Origin of the sequence: Pseudarthrobacter sp. L1SW (assembly GCF_020809045.1) — a bacterium.
GTDB lineage: Bacteria > Actinomycetota > Actinomycetes > Actinomycetales > Micrococcaceae > Arthrobacter.
On sequence record NZ_CP078079.1, the window covers coordinates 3,005,774 to 3,024,939 of the forward strand.

The following is a 19,166-nucleotide window of genomic DNA, read 5'->3' on the forward strand; positions in this document are numbered from 1 at the left end:
CAAGCCTACTGACTATTTGCGGATTGCGTGCCCTGCCTGCTGGAATACCTACCCCCGGGGTGGTGTTATGGGTTCCGTGCCCACTCCCGATGGATCCTCCCCCGCCAGCGCCCCGGCTCCGGCCGCCGCGCCCCGTCCCTCCCAGCCAGCAGGCCCCAAGGCCGTGGACAAGGAGACGACGGCGGGAATCCTCTTTGGCATCGGCGCGTACGGGCTGTGGGGGCTGCTCCCGCTGTACTTCTTCGTCCTCATGCCCGCGGGCGCCGTCGAAATCGTTGCCAACCGTGTGGTGTGGTCCCTGCTGTTCTGCGCCCTCCTCATCACGGTCACCCGCTCCTGGCCCGCCCTGGTCCAGGCCCTGCGGAACCGCGCCGTGTTCGGCTCGCTGGCCCTGGCCGCCTTCCTGATCGCCGTCAACTGGCTGACCTACACCTACGGCGTAACCACCGGGCAGGCCGTGGAGGCGTCCCTTGGCTACTTCATCAACCCGCTGGTGTCTGTCCTGCTGGGCGTCTTCGTCCTGAAGGAGAGGCTGCGGCCGCTGCAGTGGACCGCCGTCGGTATCGGTTTTGTGGCGGTGGGCGTCCTCACCTACTCCTACGGCAAGCTGCCATGGATCGCACTGACCCTTGCCTTCAGCTTTGGCCTCTACGGTTTCGTCAAGAAGCGGGTTGGGTCCAGGGTGGACGCCGTCACCAGCCTCACAGTGGAGAGCATGGTGCTGGCCCCGTTCGCGGCGGCCACCATGGCCTACCTGGCCGCCGCCGGATCAGCCACGCTCACCACCCAGGGTCCGGGCCATTTCTGGCTCCTGCTGGCGTCCGGCGTGATCACGGCCGTGCCGCTGCTCTTCTTCGGTGCCTCCGCGCGCCGGCTTCCCCTGACAACGATCGGCCTGCTGCAGTACTTCGCCCCGGTGCTGCAGTTCATCCTGGCGCTGGTGGTGTTCAGGGAAGCGATGACGCTGGACCGCTGGATCGGCTTCGGCGTGGTGTGGGTGGCGCTGCTGGTCCTGACCGTGGACATGCTGCGCACCGCCCGCAAGGCGTCCGTCGCCCGGAGGCGGAGCAAAGCGGCCCTCAAATCTTCCTAGCCCCTGTTGCCGGGAACCCCGGTGGAGTAGGTTGCTCGGATGGAGGACTCATATCAGGTCATCGTGACCGGGGCCGGATTCGCCGGCATCGCAGCGGCCAAGGAGCTTGGCCGCAAGGGCGTCCGCGTCCTGCTTATCGACTCGAACAACTACCACCAGTTCCAGCCGCTGCTGTACCAGGTGGCCACCTCGCAGATCGGCGTGTCCGCCATTGCCCGCCCCATCCGGTCCGTGTTCCGGCGGCTCCGCAACGTGCGGGTCCTGACGGCGGAAGTGGCCTCGGTCGATGTTGGAAACCATACGGTCACCACCGCCGAGGGTGATACGTTCCGCGCCGACATCCTGGTGATCGCCGTCGGCGCCATCCCCAACTTCTTCAATACGCCCGGCGCCGAGGAGCATGCCTTCCCGCTGTACTCCGTGACGGACGCCACCAGGCTCGGCACCAGCGTGACCCGGCTGCTGGACCGGGCGGACCGCGAGCCCGGAACCGCGGTGGACATGGTGGTGGTGGGCGGCGGTCCCACCGGAGTGGAGACTGCCGGCGCGCTGGCGGAAAACATCAAATTCGTTGTGGCGAAGTACTTCTCCCCGGAACTGGCCGCACGGTGCCGCGTGCACCTGGTGGACATGGTGCCCAGCGTGCTCGCCATGTTTTCGTCCAAGTCCCAGGAGTACACCCGAAAACGCCTGGCAAAGATAGGCGTCCAGATGCATATGGGGGTGGGCGTCACGGAGGTCAGGGCCGACGGCGTGACGCTGGCTGACGGGACGGTCATCCCCGGCGGGATTGTTGTCTGGGCCGGCGGGCTGAAGGGCGGCGAACTGATTGCCGGCTCGGGGCTGCCGCAGGGAAAGGGCGGACGGATCGACGTCCAGCCGGACCTGACGGCGCCTGGTTCGGATGGCGTGTATGTCATCGGCGACGCCGCCAACATCACCGATTCAACCGGGGCGAAACTGCCGCAGCTCGGTTCCGTGGCCCAGCAGGCCGGGAAGTGGGCGGCCCGCAATATCGTTGCCGATCTCAACGGTGGGACCCGGCAGCCGTTCCGCTACGTGGACAAGGGATATATGGCGATGATTGGCCGGGGTGCGGCGGTGGCTGAACTCGGCCGCCAGCGCGTCCAACTCCAGGGCCCGCTGGCTTTCCTGTCCTGGCTCCTGGTGCACCTTGCCCTGCTGTCCGGGTTCCAGCAGAAAGTCCGCGCCCTGTTCTCCTGGCTCAACGGGTACGTCCTGCACAGCCCCGCGCAGGTGGTCATCGGCGAACCGGACAAAGACCGGAGGTAGCGGCACCCAACACGTGCCAGCGTCCGCAAAAAACGCAGGGCCCCGGAACGTTCCGGGGCCCTGCGGCTGCCTGCGCCGTTGCGGGGCGGCGCCGCTGCCGAGAAGGCCTTACGCGTTTGCCTTGATGGCAGCCGCGAGGACGTCCAGGCCATCGGTCAGCAGTTCGTCGGTGATGACCAGCGGCGGCAGCAGGCGGATCACGTTTCCGTAGGTGCCGCAGGTGAGGATGATGACGCCCTCCTTCAGGCAGGCGGCGGCCACCGCCTTGGTCAGTTCCGGGTTCGGCTCCTTCGAGCCGGCCTGGACAAGTTCGACGGCGAGCATGGCGCCGCGGCCGCGCACGTCGCCGATCACGGCGGTACCGGAGCCGGCCAGCTCGGCCTGCAGGTCGCGGAGGCGGGCGGTGGCCAGGTCCTCGATGTGGCGGGCCCGGGCAGCGAGGCCGTATTCCTCCATGGAGCCGATGGACGCCAGTGCGGCAGCGCAGGCAACCGGGTTGCCGCCGTAGGTGCCGCCCAGGCCGCCCGGGTGGACGGCGTCGAGCAGGTCTGCCCGGCCGGTGATGGCGGAGAGCGGCATGCCCCCGGCGATGCCCTTGGCCAGGGTCATGATGTCCGGAACGACGCCTTCATGGTTGACGGCGAACCACTCACCGGTGCGGCAGAAGCCGGACTGGACCTCGTCCGCGATGAAGACGATGCCCTTGTCCTTCGCCCAGGCGGCCAGTGCCGGCAGGAAACCTTCGGCCGGGACGATGAAGCCGCCCTCACCCTGGATGGGCTCGATGATGATGGCGGCCACCTGGTCGCCGCCGATCTGCTTTTCGATCATGGTGATGGCTCGCTTGGCGGCCTCTGCACCGGTGATCTCCGGGTTTTCCTCGCGGTACGGGTAGCTCATCGGCATGCGGTAGACCTCGGGCGCGAACGGGCCGAAGTTGGTCTTGTACGGCATGGCCTTCGCGGTGAGCGCCATGGTGAGGTTGGTGCGCCCGTGGTAGGCATGGTCGAAGGCGACGACGGCGTCGCGTCCGGTGGCGAGGCGCGCCACCTTGATGGCGTTCTCCACTGCCTCCGCGCCGGAGTTGAACAGGACCGTGCGCTTCTCGTGGTCGCCGGGGGTGAGGCGGTTCAGCTGCTCCGCGAGGGCCACGTAGCCCTCGTACGGGGTGACCATGAAGCAGGTGTGCGTGAAGTGTTCCACGGCTTCCTTCACGGCACCGACGACGGCGGGATCGGAGGCGCCCACGCTGGTCACCGCTATGCCTGAGCCGAGGTCGATGAAGGAGTTGCCGTCGACGTCGTGGATGATGCCGCCGTCGGCGTCTGCAACGTAGACGGGAACGGCGGAGGCGACGCCGGCGGCAACAACGGCCTTGCGGCGCTCGGTCAGTGCAACCGATTTGGGGCCCGGGAAGTCAGCCTGGACCCGGCGCTTCTGCTCCAGGCGGAAGGTGATGTCTGATGCGGTGGTGGTCATGGGAAGGCCTTTCTTACCGAGGTATGGGCCCACGCCGGCCGGGTTCCTTGGCCGAAGCGGAGCGAGGTTAGGGCGCCGGTGGGGGTTGGGCGGCTGGGTTATGCATCAAGTGCACTCATTACGTGCTTGATGCGCGTGTAGTCCTCAACGCCGTACATGGAGAGGTCCTTGCCGTAGCCGGACTGCTTGAAGCCGCCGTGGGGCATCTCGGCGGTGAGGAGGATGTGGGTGTTGATCCAGACGGCGCCGAAGTCCAGGTCACGGCTGAGGCGCATGGCCGTCCCGTGGTTGGTGGTCCACACGCTGGAGGCGAGGGCGTAGTCCACGTCGTTCGCCAGTTCCACAGCTTCTTCCTCGGTGCTGAACCGCTGCACAGTAATGACGGGACCAAAAGTTTCCTTCTGGACAATGTCGTCGGTCTGCTTGGCGCCCGTGATGATGGTGGGTTCGAAGAAGTAGCCCTTCTCCCCCGCACGGTGGCCACCGGTTTCGATGCGGCAGTTGGCGGGCAGGTTCTCCACCACGGAGGTCACCGCGTTGAAGTGGTTGATGTTGTTCAGCGGGCCGAAGTAGTTGTCCTCGTCGTTCTGCGAGCCGGTGCGCAGGGTCCTGGTGTGTTCCACCATGGCGGCCACCACGTCGTCGTGCACGGAATCCTCCACCAGCACGCGCGTGATGGCAGTGCAGTCCTGGCCCGCGTTGAAGAAGGCGAACTCGGCGATGGCCGCGGCACTCTTCTTGATGTCGGCGTCCTTGAAGACGATGGCCGGCGCCTTGCCGCCAAGCTCCAGGTGGGCCCGCTTGAGGCCCTTGGCGGCACCGGACGCCACGGCGATCCCGGCACGGACGGAGCCGGTGATGGACACCAGGCCGGGAACCTTGTGGTCCACCATCAGGGCGCCGGTCTCGCCGGTTCCCAGCACCACGTTCAGGACGCCGGCCGGCAGGATGTCCCCGGCGAGGCGCGCCAGGACCAGGGTGGATTCGGGAGTGGTGTCCGAGGGCTTGAGGACCACGGTGTTGCCGGCGGCGAGCGCGGGGCCGATCTTCCAGATGGCCATGAGGAACGGGTAGTTCCAGGGGGCAACCTGGGCCACCACCCCGATGGGTTCGCGGCGGACGTAGGAGGTGTGCCCCTCGAAGTATTCGCCGGCGGACTTTCCTTCAAGGATGCGGGCCGCACCGGCAAAGAAGCGGAGCTGGTCGGCACCGGCGGCAATTTCCTCCGAGGCGATGAGCGAGCGCACCTGGCCGGTGTTGCGGTGCTGGGCTTCCACGAGCTCGTCGCTGTGGGCCTCGACGGCGTCGGCAAGCTTGAGGAGCATCAGCTGGCGCTGCCCCGGGGTGACGTGCTTCCAGGTCTTGAAGGCGTCCTTGGCTGCGGTCATGGCGGCGTCCACGTCGGCCTGCACCGAGACGGGCGCGTGTGCCACCACTTCCCCGTTGGTGGGGTTCACGATATCCAGCAGGGCGGTGCCGGCGGGGGTGGTGAACTTCCCGTTGATGAAGTTCTGCAAGGTCTGGACCACGGTGTGCAACCTCTTTCGTAGGGTCCACCCGCGTCCGGGCGGAACCCGGAGCGGATGGATGGAACTGCCTTGAGCCTATGCCAGCGCCCCTGCGCAGTGAATAGCCACCTGCACACCCTTCCCCGAACTGTTTAGTGCGGTTGCCCAGCGCCCCTTTATCCTTGATCCATGGCCATTTCCCTTGCCGCCCTGCTGGGTGTGAACTCCCTGAAGCTGTCCAAAGCCGGGGTTGCCGAGACCACTTGGCACCAGGACATCAACTGGGTGGCAGTCACGGAGCTGGAGGACCCGCACCGGTTCATCAACGGCGGCGAGCTGATCCTCACCACCGGACTGCGCCTGCGGTCAGCCCCCGAGCAGCGGCGCTTTGTCCGGCAGGTGCAGCGGGCCGGCGCCGTGGGCATCGGCTTCGGTGTGGGGCTGTCCCACGATACGGTTCCCCCGGCCCTCCTGGCGGAAGCGAACCGGTGGGGCCTGCCCGTGGTGGAGGTTCCCTACGAGACGCCGTTCATCGCCATCGGCAAGCTCGTGGCCGACGCCCAGTCGGCGGACCACTACGCCAAACTCGAGCGGCTGATTGCCGGGCACCAGGTGCTGGCGCGGGCACTGCTGACCGGCGGCGGGCTCAGCGAACTCCTCAAGCATCTGGGCAGCATGCTGCGCACCGATGTTGCCCTGACCCAGTTCACGGCCCAGCTCTACAACAGCAGCGGCGACTCCCCTTCCGCGGACACCTGGTCCTCCTACCCCGTCCCTACCGGCCGGCGCGATGCCTGCACGCTGTGGGTCCGGCAGCCCTTCGAGGACTCGGGCATCATCGGATACGCCCAGAGCCTGATCAGCGTGGAGTTGAACAACATGGTCAAGCAGCGCCAGGCCCAGCGCGCCCTGTGCGGCCAGGTCCTGGAGGACGTGATCCATGGGGCGCTGGAAACCAGCGAGGCCCAGCGGCGCCTGGCCGGCGTGGGCGTCAACAGCACGCGGAAGAACGTGGTGCTGCTGGCCGTCTCGGCCGCACACAACAAGGCCCTGGTGAGCACCTCGGTGCCGCGCGAACTGGAAAAGGCGGTGGCCGCCGTCGTGGGCAAGGACCTGGTGCTGGTCATCAATGACGACGGCGGCGCCGCACCTGCCCTGGCCCGGAAGCTGAGCGACCACCTGGCAGAGGCCGGCATCCACGCCACGATCGGGATCGGCGGGGCGTACACCAAGCCGAACGGCCTGCGATGGAGCTACTTCGAGGCCCGGGACGCCGCGAGCCACGGCCTGCCCGTTAACGAGCCGGAGCGCCTCAGCCTGACATCGCTGCTCCTGGCCAGCGAGGACGTGCCCCTCGCGGACATGGCCAACGAGTCCCTGGACCCGCTCCGGACCTTCGACGCCGCCCACGGTTCGGAGCTGATGGCCACGCTGGAGAGCTACCTCAACAACAACGGTTCTGTGGCTGCCGTGGCCGAGCAACTCACCCTGCACCGGAACACGGTCCGGTACCGGCTGGCCCAGATCACGGAGCTGACCGGGTACGACCCCGCCGTCACCACGGACCGCGTGCAGCTCTGGCTGGCGCTGGCCGTGGCCCGGCTGTCCGCGCGGCAGGGGAAGTAGCGCCGAACGAAAATGCCGTTTACCCCACCCCGCGGCGCAGCCGGTCGCGGGACTTCTTGTGGGCTTTCCGGTATTGGGCCTCGGAACTCCTGATCAGCCCGTCCTCCCGCGCCTCCAATGCAGCATAGGCTGCAGCGGCCGCCGTCGGTTCCTGGCGTGAACCCACGGTGGCCAGCAGGTCCCTGGCGATCACGGCGTCGTGGAAATCGCCCAGGATCTTTTGCTGCCGGTGCGCGGCCTTGGCCACTTTGCCGGCACGTTTGCCGTAGACCAGGGCGGCCGATTCCGCCACATGCCGCAGCCGCTTGGCGTCCTTGCGCACCTGGTGGAGGGCGGATTCGTGGGCTGTTCCGCGGCGGTACCGCTTTGCCGCCTTGTGCGAGCGCCGCAGCCGCCTGGCCGCCTTGGCCACGGCTTTCGCAGCCACCCGCCGGCCGGGTGCCACCGCGTCCGGAAGCACCGGCGGCTTGTCCCGGAACGCCTCCAGGTCATCGAGGAGCCGGAAGTAGCGGTTCGAGCGCAGCGCCTCCTGGAGCTGCCGGTACCCGTCGTCATAGGCGCCGCCCACTTTGTGCTCCACTTTGCCCCTGACATCGTCCACGCCTTCCCCCGGCGGCAGGTCGTCGAGGTGCCCGCTGAGCCTGGCCAGCAGAACCTCGGCATCCCGCGGCCCGCCAAGCAGCTGGCCCAGCCATTTCAGCTCGTTGCGGAGCCGGCGCACCGGAGCGGCAGCATACAGCTTCCGGTAGGCGGCAAGCACCGAGCGGACCCTGCGGAGCGCGGAGCGCATGTTGTGCACCGATTCGGTCTCCTCCAGGCGGACTCCCGGGTCCTGGGCCAGGATCTCCCCGATCTGCCCGCTGATGTAGGCAGTGACGACGGCGGCTGCGGGGGCCCTTTTGCCGGCAGCCAGGGCGGGGGTGCTTCCGTTCCGGGAGGGTCCCGCGTCCTGGGACGGGCCGGCGTCCGGAAGTGCGCCGGCGGCGCCCAGTGCGCGGGCAAGCTTCGAGGCGTGGCCGGCAGGACGGGCTCCCGCCTTGGCCAGCAGCTCCCCGGCGGGGCCGAAGAGGCCGGGCTCGCCGTGGACGAGTTCCAGTTCCCATTCACGCCAGTGCTGCTTCTCCCCATTGCCCACGGCTTCGCCTTTGCGTCCGTGGGGCAGGCGCTCGGCCGTCACCCGGTCATCGGCGAGGTCCGCCAGGTGCACGCCGTCCTCGCCGTACAGGGCGTGGGTGGTGCGGCTCGTTTCCAGCCGGACCACCGGAGCGACTGCCGCTCCCCGGAGGTACGCCTGAAGGTGGGCCAGCAGGCTGTCAGGCACCACGTCAGGCTGCCCCAGCGGGGCGTGCAGCTCCCGCCGCTGCTGGGGCTCCGCTTTGGTGCCGGCGTCTTCGAGCGGCGGCAGCTTCAGGTGCCAGCCGGCGTCGGTACCGCCCGTACGGCGGCGGAGGGTGATCCGGTGGGACGCCAGCGTGTGCCGCTTGGTGTCGAAGTAGACGGCCTCCAGCACCGCGGTATGGGGAAGCCCGGCCCTGGTGACTCCGGGAAGGCTCTCCAGCGGAGGCACCGCGGCGTCCTCGTCGACGTCGTACTTCTTTTCAATCTCCGTTTGTTGGCTCACCACAACAGGCCGTCCTTCCGCGTCACTGCGGCGGATCCGGGCCCGGCTGGCCCGGCGTGCCGTAACCGGATTCTATTGCGCGAAGGTTAACTGCCGGGAGAGGTTCCCCACAAAACCGCAGACGTCAAACGTCTAACCTTTAGGCTTGGTGGATGCCCGACTCGTATCCCCCTACCGCCGCCGCGCCTGCGGCCACCGCGCCGACCGCCCCAGCCGCCGCCCCTGCCGTCCCAGCCGAACGCCCGGCCGGGACCGGCACCAAGCCGCGGTCCGCCGTCGTTTTCGGCGTTGTTGCGCTGGTGCTGATCGGGCTCAACCTGCGTGCGGGCATCACCGGAGCGTCCGCCCTGCTGCATGACCTCCAGGCGGTCCTCGGGTATGGGGTGCTGGTGGCTGCGGTCATCCCCTCCATTCCCACGCTGTGCTTTGCGCTGGCGGGCGCCGGCACGTCCTGGCTGACCGGACGCCTGGGCGTGGAAAAGGCGATCCTGGCGGCCCTGGCCATGCTGGCGGGCGGGCTCCTCCTGCGCGGCATTCCGGCAACGGGCATGCTGGTGGCCGGCAGCGTCCTGGGCATGTCCGGCCTGGCCGTCTGCAACGTGGCCATGCCGTCCTTCATCCGCGAACACTTTGCCCACCGCACCTCGCTGATGACCGCCGTCTACACCGTGACCATGACCACCGGCGCCACCGTGACCGCCGTCGCCGTGGTTCCGCTGGCCCACGCCCTGGGTTCGCCATCGGCGGCCGTCGGGGCCATTGGCATCACCGCCGTCGCGGCCTTCCTGGGGTTCCTGCCCGTGGCCCTGCACGCCCACCGCAACAGCCCGCGCCGGGCCGCTGCCCGCGTCTCCCCGTGGCCGCTGCTGCGGACCCGCAAGGGGCTGCTCCTCACGGCGATCTTTACGCTGCAGGCGCTGCTCGCCTACGCCCTGCTGAGCTGGTTCCCCTACATGCTGACCACCATGGGGATGAGCGCATCGGACAGCGGCCTGATGTTCGGGCTGATGCAGCTGGTCTCAGTGCCGGCCGGCATGGTGCTCATAGCCATCGGTTCCAGGCCCCGGATGCTGAGGCCCGCCTTCTACCTGGTCAGCATCACCATGGTGGCGGGCCTGGTGCTGCTGCTGGTCCTGCCGGTGGGGCTGGCCGCCGTTCCCGCCGCCCTGCTGGGATTCGGCCTGGGTATTTTCCCGCTGGTGATGGTGATGATCAGCCGTAGCGGGGCGAGCACCGCCGAGACCACCGCGCTGTCCACGCTGGCCCAGTCCACGGGCTACCTCCTGGCTACGGCCGGGCCGTTCGGGATGGGGCTCCTGCACAGCGCCACCGGCGGCTGGACCCTGCCGCTCCTGCTGCTCCTTGCCCTCGCGCTGGCCCAGATCGTGGTGGCGCACCTGATCACCGGCAAGGCCATGACCAACGCCGTCGGAAGGAAGTAGCCCGCCATGGCCCTGAGCCCTTCCGCCCGCCCGCCGCTCGCGGACGAGGTCACCGCCAAGCTGCGCACCATGGTCCACTCCGGCGAATGGCCACTGCACCAGCGCATCCCGTCCGAAACCGAGCTGATGGCCGGCCTCGGCGTCTCGCGCGGGACCCTCCGCGAAGCCGTCAAGGCCCTTGCCCACAGCGGAATGCTGGAGGTGCGCCGCGGGGACGGCACCTACGTCCGCGCCACCAGCGAGATTTCCGGCGCCGCGCGCCGGCTGTACAAGGACCACACCGAGGAGCACATCCTGGAAGTCAGGCTGGGCCTGGACACCCAGGCGGCCAGGCTGGCAGCGCGGAATGCCACGGCAGACGACGTTGCAGCGCTGCGTGCCCTGCTCACCGATCGGGACCAGGCCTGGAGCGCCGGAGACTATGAGGCGTGGGCGCGCGCAGACTGGCTGTTCCATGAACGCGTGGCCCAGGCCTCCGGCAACCCCCTCCTGCACGAGCTGTACGCCAGCTTCGGCGCCGCCTTCCACCAGGACCTCCTCAAGCAGTACCGCCGGGCGGGTTTCGATGGCCGCCCGCACGAGGGGCACGGCGTTTTGGTTGATGCCATTGAGGTCCGTGACGGTGAGGCCGCTGTTGCCACCGTGAGCCGGAACCTGAACTCCTGCGCCGAATGGCTTGCCGGATAGTCCCTGCAGGGTTTCATCCGGACCCGACCCATCAGTAGGCTTACTATCTGAGAAGGTAGCAAGGCCTGTCCGGCATCCCGGCGCGGCAGGCACCCGCCGACGATGAGGAGTTCCCGTGGCGCGATCACCACGCCTGACTGAACACGACGTGAGCCACGAGCTCCCGCAGGAGGCAGCGGCGCAATCCCCGGCTGCCGCGGCTGCCGCCGCCGCTGCTGCGCAGGCCGAGCCCGGCGGCGAGGTCCAGCGCCCGCCGGCTGCCCGGAAGCCCAGGGAAACCAAGTCCCCCGCCGAGCTCTGGGGTGACGGCCTGGGCAGGGTGGGCATCCGCGCCGCCCAGGTCCTGCTGATCCTCACCGTGGCGGTTGTGTCCGTCTATGCTCTGATGCAGATCAAGCTCCTGGTCATTCCGATCCTGATAGCCCTGATCCTGGCGGCCGCAATCGGCCCGTTCGTCAACATGCTCCGGCGCCGGGGGCTGCGCGGAGGACTGGCCACGGGCATCGCCTTCATCGGCCTTTTGCTGGTGCTGGGCGGGGTTTCCACCGTCATCTATTTCTCGGTCCGCAACCAGTGGGGCGAGCTCGCGCAGCAGGCCTCCTCCGGGCTGGATGAGCTGGAAAAGTTCCTCCTGACCGGACCCGTCCCCCTCGAGCAGGAGCAGCTGGACCAGGCCCGGCAGGGCATCATCGACTTCGCCGCCAGCAGCCAGGTCCGCTCCGGCGCCATCACCGGGCTGTCCGTGGTCACCGAGTTCATCGCCGGGGCCAGCCTCATGATCGTCATCCTGTTCTTCTTCCTGAAGGATGGCGAAAAGATCTGGAACTTCTTCCTCCGCCCGTTCAGCGGGGCCCGTGAAGCCAAGCTGCGCCGCGTGGGCCGCCGCACCCTCGAGGTGCTCGGCGGCTACGTCCGCGGTACCGCCATTGTGGCGCTGGTGGACACGGTGGCCATCGGAGCGGCGCTGCTGATCATGCAGGTGCCCCTGGCCATCCCGCTGGCCATCATTGTCTTCATCGGCGCCTTCGTCCCACTGGTGGGCGCCACAGTGGCCGGCATTCTCGCGGCGCTGGTGGCCCTGGTGGCCAACGGGCCGGTGGTTGCCCTGATCGTGGTGGCCGTGGTCATCGCCGTCAACCAGCTTGAGGGCGACCTCCTGCAGCCCATCGTCATGGGAAAGTCCCTGCAGCTCCACGCACTGGTGATCCTGATGGCCCTGACAGCCGGGACCATCCTGGCCGGCATCGTTGGTGCCGTGCTCTCCGTGCCGCTGGCCGCCGTCGCCTGGGCCATCATCCAGGTATGGACGGCGGAGGACCCGAATCTCGAGGACATGAACCCGAACCTGCCGCCCGCAGGCAGCAAACCCATCTAACCCGTGGAGTTTTCGTCCGGATATCCGGACTTCCGGGGCCGGGAGCCCTGCATATCCGGACAGGAACTCCAAGGGGATGGGGACGCAGGACTCAGCCGAGGGGATGCACGACGACGGTTCGGCACCCAGGTGCCGGACCGTCGTCGTGCGTTGCCGCCTTACCCGCGGGCAGGCATCCCGCCTGCTAGGACCGCAGGCCGGCGAAGACGTTCTTGGGGCGCTGCATCTCGCCGTGCTTCGCGCCCAAAATGACCACCAGTCCGGCAAACGCGGGGATGATCCACTGGAGCACCTTCAGCTGCTGCTGGGCAGCCTTCAGCTCGTCAGAGGCATCCGGCCGGGGCTCCGTGGCACCTTCGGAGCCCTCACCCGCGAGCTTTTCCACCTTCTTGCCAAGGATGCCGGAATACAGGGTCACAGCGGCGCCCGCCACCGTCACCGCCGTCTTGATCACGGTGTCCCGGGCCACGCCCTCCTGCTTGGCGATGCGCTCCTTGTTCTCCCAGGCGATGGCCAGGTCCGCCACCAGGTGCGAGGCGAAGGCCGCCGTCTGGAACGGCGCCCACTTCATCCAGCCGGCGCTGGAGAGCCGGGTGCGCTCGGACGGATCCTTTGCCGCAGCCGCTGCACCGTTGAGGCCGATGGCGCCCATGAGCGACCCGCCAAACCAGGCCGCTGCCGTCAGATCGTGAACTGACCGGGCAATGAGATTTCCTGCCATGATGTGGATTCCTAACGTCGAAATGGTTCCGGGATGCCGCTCGTGCGGACTTCGCTTGCCGCGTCCCGCCAGGGTCTTGGCCCGCCCATGGTAAGCACACTTACTAATGTTACGAAAGCCCGTCTTTCCAGAGCGGAACGCGTAATATCGTCGCCATGGGAAACACAGGGACATTGTTCGGCTGGGCATTTGGGGACCCGGCCCGTGAAGACGAGAACGCATACGTAAAAGGCCTGCAGAACGAGGCACTGGGCAACGCCCGGGAGACGGCCAAGGCCAAGGGTGTGTCCGTGGTGCCGGACTCGCAGGTGTTCACGGTCCTGAGTGCGGACGACTCCCTGGTGGAACTGGACAACGCCCCCGGGAAGCTCGTGGTCCGCTGCACCGTCCACGTCGAGGGGCCGGGCGCCGAAAAGCTGCGGGCCGAAGGACCTATGAACGGCTGAGCCATGTCTGACGGGGAATCCACCATCAGCCAGGCCGCGGACGCCGTCGAGGAGGCCTCAAACCACAAAGTCCTGGACGTCCTGGCGCGCACGGGCTTCGCCGTGATGGCCCTGCTGCATGTGATCATCGGCGCCATTGCCATCGCCGTGGCCTTCGGCCAGCCTGGCGAGGCGGAACCTACCGGCGCCATCGAGCAGCTCGCCGCCAACGCCTGGGGCCCGGCCGTCATGTGGGCATGCGTGCTGGCCTGCTTCGGCCTGGGGCTGTGGCAGGCCAGCGAGGCAACCCTGCGGGCCCGCCGGCTTCCCCGCAAGGAACGGGTGTCCAAGCTCATTTCGTCCGGCTTCCTTGCCATCGCGTACAGCAGCGTGGGGTTCAGCTTCGCCGGGTTCGCGGTGGGCTTGCGCGGTGATTCCAGTGACAGCACCCGGGACTTCAGCGCTTCGCTGATGGCTACGCCGCTGGGGCTATGGACGCTGGTGGCCCTCGGCCTGACGATTGTCGGGATCGGCATCTACTTTGTGGTGAAAGGCGTGCGCCGGGGGTTCAAGGAAGAGCTGTACTACTTCGACGGCAGGCGGCGCGGCAGGTTGATCGACGGCCTGGGCATCGGCGGCCACATCGCCAAAGGCGTAGCCCTGGTCCTCACCGGACTGCTCTTCGTCATCGCCGCCGCCAAGCACGATCCGGACGAATCCACCGGCCTGGACGGCAGCCTCAAGGCCCTCCAGGACCATCCGTTCGGGCCCTACCTGCTGGTGGCCATCGGCGCCGGATTCATTGCCTATGGGATTTTCGCCCTTGTCCGCTCGCGGTTCGGACGCATGTAGTTCCGCCTTTTCGGGGTAGGAAGGAAGCATGACGGACCACCTGTTGAAGGACCAGCCAGCCACCGGCGGCGCGTTAAGCACGACGGCGGGCGGCGCGTTCGCCGGCCTGTTCCGCCTCCTCAAACTTGCCCGGCCGGACCGGCCAATCCATCCGGACGGGGTGGGCCTGGCCGGATTCCTGGTCCGGCCCGGAAGCCCGGGCAGCCCCGGCGAGTCGAGCGGGCTGGACTGGCTGGACGCGCCCGGCACGGACACCGTCGAGGCACGGTTTTCCCGTTCGGCCGGCCTGCCACAGGGACTTCCGGACATCCTGGGGCTAGCGCTGCGTGTGACCTCCTCGGGCGGTGCTGACGGCGACAATACTCCCGGCGGCCGCCCTGGCGGCGGAGCTACCGGCCCTGCCGACGTCCTCTTCGCGTCCACCGGCTGGCGGCTGCCCGGCAGGTTCCTGCTCCAGCCCAAGCTCGACGCAGCAAGCGCCACCCTGACCACCCTCATGCCGTACCGCGGCCTGAAAGGGCCGGTGCTGCTGGGCCTGCGGACGAAGCAGCTGCCGGACGGGTCCCTGGCGTCCGGGGAATGGGTGCTTGGCCTGTACTGGGCCAAGCCAACGGGGCCGTGGCGGCGGTGCGGCGAGCTGCGACTGCGGGCCGCCCCGGAACCGCGGGACACTCCCCTGCGCTTCGACCCCCTGGCCAACCGGCCGCCCGGAGCACAAACATACGCCTGGACGCGCCGCCTCCGGGAACGCTCCTACCTGGCGGCACAGCGGCCGGCTCCTGCCGCCGTCGTGCCCTCTCCCACCGCGGTCCCCGCTGCGGCGGGAACTCCTGCCCGCTCCGCCACCACAGAAAGGAACACCATGTCCACCGTGTCCCAGCTGTTCAACTCCCCCGCCGCCGATATCTGGAAAGTCATTGCCGACGGCTGGCTGTACTCCGGCTGGGTGGTAGGTGCCTCCCGGATCAGGGCTGTGGATGACACCTGGCCGCAGGCCGGCTCACGCCTGCACCACTCGGTGGGCGCGTGGCCGCTGGTGATCAACGACAGCACCCAGGTGACCGGCGTCGAACCCGGAAAATCCTTGGAACTGGTGGCCCGCGGCTGGCCCATGGGCGAAGCGAAGGTGGCCATAACGCTTGAGGACCGGGGCGATCAGTGCCTCGTGACCATCGCCGAGGACGCCATCCGCGGACCCGGGAAGCGGGTGCCCAAGGCGCTGCGTGACCCCGCGATTTCCGTCCGCAACCGCGAAACCCTCAAGCGGCTGGAACTCATGGCGGCCGGCGGGGCAGGAAGGTAGCACGGCCGGGTTAAAGCAAAAGGGCCACGTGCCCGTCCACCCCTGTTGGGATCGTACGGGCGCGTGGCCCCGCTGTTGAGTGGAGGAAGCCTTAGACCTGCGCGGCCACGCCGTCGCGGGAAATGTCCACCATGTCCTCGCGCGGCACCACCTTGATGCGCTCACGCTTGACCTCGACACCGTGCGAGCCGCCGGCTTCGGTGGCGGCTGCACCGAGGGCGAGTTCGTGGGCGTCCAGCGCCAGCCAGCCTTCCCAGCTGGTGAACTTCACGCCGCGGGCGTCGAGGAGTTCGACGACGGCCTCTTCCTGGGGCGTCTGCGCCACGGGAAGGTTTTCGCGGTCTTCCAGCAGGTAGGTCACGGTCTCCAGGGCGTCGCCCTTAGTGTGGCCGATCAGGCCGACAGGGCCGCGCTTGATCCAGCCGGTGGCGTAGATGCCCGGCACGTGGGCGCCGGATGCGTCCAGGACACGGCCGCCGTCATTCGGGATGACGCCCTTCTTGTGGTCGAACTCGATCTCCGGCAGGGCCGAGCCGAAGTAGCCGATGGCGCGGTACACGGCCTGGACCGGGTAGTCCACGAACTCGCCGGTACCGCGGGCGTTGCCCGTACCGTCCAGCTCGGTGCGCTCGAACCGCATGCCGGCAACCTTGCCCGGCGTCTCGGCGTCGTCATAGATCTCCACCGGGCTGTGCAGGAAGTGCAGGTGCAGGCGGCGGGAAGCCTTGAGCTCGGAGAGGTCCTCGGGCTGCTCGGCGATCCAGTTGGTGAGCGTGCCCACCATGGTCTTGGTCTGGTTGTTGCTCTGGATCTGGCGGTCCGATTCCTCGTCGAACTCGAAGTCCTCCGGGTACAGGATGATGTCCACGTCCTTGGAGTGGGACAGCTCGCGCAGCTCCAGCGGGGTGAACTTGACCTGCGCGGGACCGCGGCGGCCGAAGACGTGGACGTCTGTGACGGGCGAGGCCTTCAGGCCGGCATAGACGTTGTCCGGGATCTCGGAGACCAGCAGGTCGTCGGCGTGCTTGGACAGGACGCGGGCCACGTCCAGGGCCACGTTGCCGTTGCCGATCACGGCGATTTCCTTGGCGTCCAGCGGCCATTCGCGCGGGACGTCCGGGTGGCCGTCGTACCAGGACACGAAGTCCGCGCCGCCGAAGGAGCCTTCCAGCTCGATGCCGGGAATGTTCAGGTCCGCGTCCTTGATGGCGCCGGTGGCGAAGATGACGGCGTCGTAGTGGGTGCGGAGGTCCTCGATGGTGAGGTCGGTGCCGTAGTCCACGTTGCCGAAGAAGCGGATGTCGCCGCGGTCCAGGACCTTGTGCAGGGCGTTGACGATGCCCTTGATACGGGGGTGGTCCGGGGCCACGCCGTAGCGGATCAGGCCGTAGGGTGCCGGGTAGCGGTCAAAGAGGTCGATGCTCACGGTCAGCTCGCCGTTCTTGACGGCTTCGCTCTTGGTGAGGATGTCCGCGGCGTAGACGCCGGCCGGGCCGGAGCCCACGACGGCGACGCGCAGCGGGCGTTCGGCAGAACCTACGGTGGTGCTTGATGACACGGCTGTGTTCCTTTTCTTCGTTCCCTCCCAACCAGGTAGCACAAAGTGTCGTTATGAGGGGTCAAAACGACACTTGGCGCTACCTGGTTGGGTGGGGGCTAGGTTGTGAGGACTCGGGGCTTGCTGGTGCGGGGGCTGTTCGGGGTGGTGGTGCTGTAGTCAGCGGTTTTGAAGTGCGACGGCGCGAAGGGGCTCACGCGCACCACGTCACCGATGACAATCACTGCGGGATTTGCGACGCCGGCAGCTTCCGCCTGGTCGGCAATGGAACCGAGCGTGCCAATCGTCACGCGCTGGTCCGGCAAATAGCCGTTTTCAACGATACCAACTGGAGTGTTTTCAGGCAGGCCGGCTTTGCCCAGGGCGGACGCCGACTCGCGCAACTGTCCCACACCCATAAGCAGGACGATCGTATGGTCGGGGCGGGCCGGGACCTCGGAGAGTTCCTCGTGGCCGGTGACCACGCTGAAGCCCTTGGCCAAACCGCGGTGCGTCACCGGAATGCCGGCGGCGGCGGGAACGGAGATCGCCGACGTGACGCCGGAAACCACTTCCACCTCGACGCCGTGCTGGCGGCAGTACTCGGCTTCCTCGCCGCCGCGGCCCAGGACGTAGGGGTCGCCGCCCTTGAGCCGGACCACGCGGTGGCCGTTTTGAGCTTCCTCTACCAGGATGCGGTTGATCTCCGCCTGCGGCACCGGGTGGTGGCCGGGGGTCTTGCCGACTTCGATGACGCGGACGTCCGGAGCCAGCTCGCTGAGGAGTTCGCGGGGGCCCAGGCGGTCTGCAACCACTACGTCGGCCTGGCCCAGGAGGCGGCGGCCACGGACGGTGATCAGGCCGGTATCGCCAGGGCCGCCGCCGACGAGGGCCACGGAACCGCGGTGGGCGCGGCGGCGGCGCAACGGGAGGTCGCCCGTTTCGAGGGCGGTAGCAACGGCGTCGCGCACTGCCATGGCGCGGCGCGGGTCTCCGCCGGCGTTCACGGCGATCTTGACGTCGTCCACCTCGGCAACTGCGGGGGTCCAGGCTGCGGAGGCTTCATGGTCGGAGGCGTTGACGCACCAGATGCGCTGCGCCTCGGCGTCCTTTGAGACTTGGGCGTCCACGGTTGAGTCGCCGGTGGCGGTCTGGACGAACCAGGCGCCGTCGACGTCGGACGGACGGTAGGGGCGCGGCTCCCAGGTGAGGAGGCCGGCGTCGGCCAGTTCCTTGAGCGCGGCGGAGGCAACGGGAGCCACGACGGTGACCCGTGCACCAGCGTCCAGCAGCCCCTTGGCGCGGCGGGCCGCAACGGGGCCGCCGCCCACCACCAGCACGGGGCGGCCAAGCAGCCGCAGCGCCGTGGGGTAGATATCCTGAATTGCCATGAATCAACGGTAGGGCCGCGTCACAATCGCCCACAAAGGCCGAGCAACACCAGTTCACGCAAGGTAACGCTGCGTCACAAAGGCGGGAAGCCGCCGTCGTCCGCCGTCGTGGGGCACATTGCCGGGCTTCCAGGCCGGACCGGCCTCAGTCCCCGGCGCGTCCGTGTCAAAGTGCCCTGGTTCGGCTGCTGATGCTGGCGAGGAACCGGGCGCGGTTCCGGATGAGCCGCTGCAGGTACGGGCGCAGGACCAGCATCTCTGCGGCGCGGCCAAGGCGCCCGAACGGCGCGCTGAACTCCACCCTGTCCGTCATGATGCTGCCTCCGGGGGCGGGCTCGAACTCATGCACGTGGCGGAAGGACCTGAACGGGCCGCGGACTTGCTCATCCGTGAAACTGCGGGGGAAGTCGAGGGCAGTGACGCGGCTGGTCATGGTCAAGGGCAGGGCGAAGTGGCGCGCCCGCCAGGTGACCTCCTGGCCCTCGCCGATCAGCCCGCTCGTCACACCGGCCACCGCCCGCTCCCGCGAGCCTTTCTGGGAATCCACATGGACGTCGATGCTCCGCGCCAGGTCGAAGAGCCGCTCCGGCGGGAGGGTGCTTTGGGTGCGGCACACGAAGCTGGCGGTCATGGGGCCAGTCTTTCACTCAGTCCCGGCTTCCGGGGCCTGGGTTCCCCGGTGCTGGCGTAACTGCGTAACTTTTGAGCCTGGCACAGGACCTTGCCAGCGGAATCACGCGGCGTGCGTGGCGCCGGGCGGGTATAAGTTACGCCTTTGGGTCGCCGAGGAACAGCAAAACCCGACGGCGGGAG

16 protein-coding genes are annotated in these 19,166 nt (G+C 68.3%); 9 read left to right on the top strand and 7 right to left on the bottom strand.

Features of this window, described 5'->3' with window-relative positions; all coding sequences use genetic code 11:
* The first annotated feature begins 67 nt into the window (after positions 1–67).
* Together rarD and KTR40_RS13905 are read left to right on the top strand one after the other, a co-directional pair.
* A complete protein-coding gene (gene rarD, locus KTR40_RS13900) occupies positions 68–1,093 on the top strand; it encodes an EamA family transporter RarD (RefSeq protein ID WP_139030022.1) in 1,026 nt (341 codons plus the stop codon).
* Positions 1,094–1,132: 39 nt separating this feature from the next.
* Positions 1,133–2,386: an NAD(P)/FAD-dependent oxidoreductase gene (locus tag KTR40_RS13905; RefSeq protein WP_139030023.1), complete on the top strand. Its 1,254-nt coding sequence runs from the start codon at positions 1,133–1,135 to the stop codon at positions 2,384–2,386.
* Positions 2,387–2,494: 108 nt separating this feature from the next.
* Here KTR40_RS13905 and gabT read toward each other — a convergent pair whose 3' ends face one another.
* Entirely contained in the window at positions 2,495–3,865 is a 1,371-nt protein-coding gene (gabT, locus tag KTR40_RS13910; RefSeq protein WP_139030024.1) for a 4-aminobutyrate--2-oxoglutarate transaminase, read from the bottom strand.
* Positions 3,866–3,963: 98 nt separating this feature from the next.
* On the bottom strand, positions 3,964–5,394 hold the full coding sequence (locus KTR40_RS13915; protein ID WP_228404091.1) for a gamma-aminobutyraldehyde dehydrogenase: 1,431 nt from the start codon (positions 5,392–5,394) through the stop codon (positions 3,964–3,966).
* Between the two features lie 168 nt (positions 5,395–5,562).
* Between KTR40_RS13915 and KTR40_RS13920 the strand changes: the two genes are divergently transcribed.
* Positions 5,563–6,999, top strand: a complete 1,437-nt coding sequence (locus KTR40_RS13920; RefSeq protein ID WP_228404092.1) for a PucR family transcriptional regulator — start codon at positions 5,563–5,565, stop codon at positions 6,997–6,999.
* A gap of 19 nt (positions 7,000–7,018) precedes the next feature.
* Here the strand turns inward: KTR40_RS13920 and KTR40_RS13925 are convergent, their stop codons facing one another.
* On the bottom strand, positions 7,019–8,620 hold the full coding sequence (locus KTR40_RS13925; RefSeq protein ID WP_370633140.1) for a CHAD domain-containing protein: 1,602 nt from the start codon (positions 8,618–8,620) through the stop codon (positions 7,019–7,021).
* 152 nt (positions 8,621–8,772) lie between these two features.
* Here KTR40_RS13925 and KTR40_RS13930 point away from each other — a divergent pair, with 152 nt between their 5' ends.
* The 3 genes from KTR40_RS13930 to KTR40_RS13940 all read left to right on the top strand — a co-directional run bounded on the left by KTR40_RS13930 (position 8,773) and on the right by KTR40_RS13940 (position 12,124).
* Positions 8,773–10,062 carry a CynX/NimT family MFS transporter gene (locus KTR40_RS13930; protein ID WP_139030028.1) on the top strand — a complete coding sequence of 430 codons (1,290 nt, stop codon included), beginning with the start codon at positions 8,773–8,775 and terminating at the stop codon, positions 10,060–10,062.
* A 6-nt stretch (positions 10,063–10,068) separates the two neighbouring features.
* Positions 10,069–10,749 carry a FadR/GntR family transcriptional regulator gene (locus KTR40_RS13935; protein WP_139030029.1) on the top strand — a complete coding sequence of 227 codons (681 nt, stop codon included), beginning with the start codon at positions 10,069–10,071 and terminating at the stop codon, positions 10,747–10,749.
* A gap of 115 nt (positions 10,750–10,864) precedes the next feature.
* Complete coding sequence (locus tag KTR40_RS13940) at positions 10,865–12,124, top strand: AI-2E family transporter (protein ID WP_228404094.1); 1,260 nt, start codon at positions 10,865–10,867, stop codon at positions 12,122–12,124.
* A 184-nt stretch (positions 12,125–12,308) separates the two neighbouring features.
* On the opposite strand, the gene KTR40_RS13945 is transcribed toward KTR40_RS13940, so the two are convergent.
* Positions 12,309–12,845, bottom strand: coding sequence for a hypothetical protein (locus KTR40_RS13945; RefSeq protein ID WP_228404095.1), 537 nt, complete (start codon positions 12,843–12,845; stop codon positions 12,309–12,311).
* 155 nt (positions 12,846–13,000) lie between these two features.
* Here KTR40_RS13945 and KTR40_RS13950 point away from each other — a divergent pair, with 155 nt between their 5' ends.
* The 3 genes from KTR40_RS13950 to KTR40_RS13960 are packed head-to-tail and all read left to right on the top strand — an operon-like array spanning position 13,001 to position 15,425.
* A complete protein-coding gene (locus KTR40_RS13950) occupies positions 13,001–13,291 on the top strand; it encodes a hypothetical protein (RefSeq protein WP_139030056.1) in 291 nt (96 codons plus the stop codon).
* Between the two features lie 3 nt (positions 13,292–13,294).
* The gene (locus KTR40_RS13955; RefSeq protein WP_139030058.1) at positions 13,295–14,122 is read left to right on the top strand and encodes a DUF1206 domain-containing protein; all 828 of its coding nucleotides are present in this window, start codon (positions 13,295–13,297) and stop codon (positions 14,120–14,122) included.
* Positions 14,123–14,150: 28 nt separating this feature from the next.
* Entirely contained in the window at positions 14,151–15,425 is a 1,275-nt protein-coding gene (locus tag KTR40_RS13960; protein WP_228404096.1) for an SRPBCC family protein, read from the top strand.
* A gap of 91 nt (positions 15,426–15,516) precedes the next feature.
* Here KTR40_RS13960 and KTR40_RS13965 read toward each other — a convergent pair whose 3' ends face one another.
* From KTR40_RS13965 to KTR40_RS13975, 3 genes are all read right to left on the bottom strand, one after another.
* Complete coding sequence (locus KTR40_RS13965; protein WP_228404097.1) at positions 15,517–16,983, bottom strand: FAD-dependent oxidoreductase; 1,467 nt, start codon at positions 16,981–16,983, stop codon at positions 15,517–15,519.
* Between the two features lie 98 nt (positions 16,984–17,081).
* Positions 17,082–18,353: a uroporphyrinogen-III C-methyltransferase gene (gene cobA, locus KTR40_RS13970; protein ID WP_228404098.1), complete on the bottom strand. Its 1,272-nt coding sequence runs from the start codon at positions 18,351–18,353 to the stop codon at positions 17,082–17,084.
* Between the two features lie 166 nt (positions 18,354–18,519).
* On the bottom strand, positions 18,520–18,984 hold the full coding sequence (locus KTR40_RS13975) for an SRPBCC family protein (RefSeq protein WP_228404099.1): 465 nt from the start codon (positions 18,982–18,984) through the stop codon (positions 18,520–18,522).
* Positions 18,985–19,166 lie beyond the last annotated feature (182 nt).

Bases quoted from the DNA above. Each gene is read 5' to 3' on its own strand.
- KTR40_RS13920 (WP_228404092.1), top strand. From the start codon at position 5,563: ATGGCCATTTCCCTTGCCGCCCTGCTGGGTGTGAACTCCCTGAAGCTG.
- gabT (WP_139030024.1), bottom strand. From the start codon at position 3,865: ATGACCACCACCGCATCAGACATCACCTTCCGCCTGGAGCAGAAGCGC.
- KTR40_RS13905 (WP_139030023.1), top strand. From the start codon at position 1,133: ATGGAGGACTCATATCAGGTCATCGTGACCGGGGCCGGATTCGCCGGC.
- KTR40_RS13930 (WP_139030028.1), top strand. From the start codon at position 8,773: ATGCCCGACTCGTATCCCCCTACCGCCGCCGCGCCTGCGGCCACCGCG.
- KTR40_RS13955 (WP_139030058.1), top strand. From the start codon at position 13,295: ATGTCTGACGGGGAATCCACCATCAGCCAGGCCGCGGACGCCGTCGAG.
- KTR40_RS13975 (WP_228404099.1), bottom strand. From the start codon at position 18,984: ATGACCGCCAGCTTCGTGTGCCGCACCCAAAGCACCCTCCCGCCGGAG.
- KTR40_RS13935 (WP_139030029.1), top strand. From the start codon at position 10,069: ATGGCCCTGAGCCCTTCCGCCCGCCCGCCGCTCGCGGACGAGGTCACC.
- KTR40_RS13950 (WP_139030056.1), top strand. From the start codon at position 13,001: ATGGGAAACACAGGGACATTGTTCGGCTGGGCATTTGGGGACCCGGCC.
- KTR40_RS13945 (WP_228404095.1), bottom strand. From the start codon at position 12,845: ATGGCAGGAAATCTCATTGCCCGGTCAGTTCACGATCTGACGGCAGCG.
- rarD (WP_139030022.1), top strand. From the start codon at position 68: ATGGGTTCCGTGCCCACTCCCGATGGATCCTCCCCCGCCAGCGCCCCG.
- KTR40_RS13960 (WP_228404096.1), top strand. From the start codon at position 14,151: ATGACGGACCACCTGTTGAAGGACCAGCCAGCCACCGGCGGCGCGTTA.
- cobA (WP_228404098.1), bottom strand. From the start codon at position 18,353: ATGGCAATTCAGGATATCTACCCCACGGCGCTGCGGCTGCTTGGCCGC.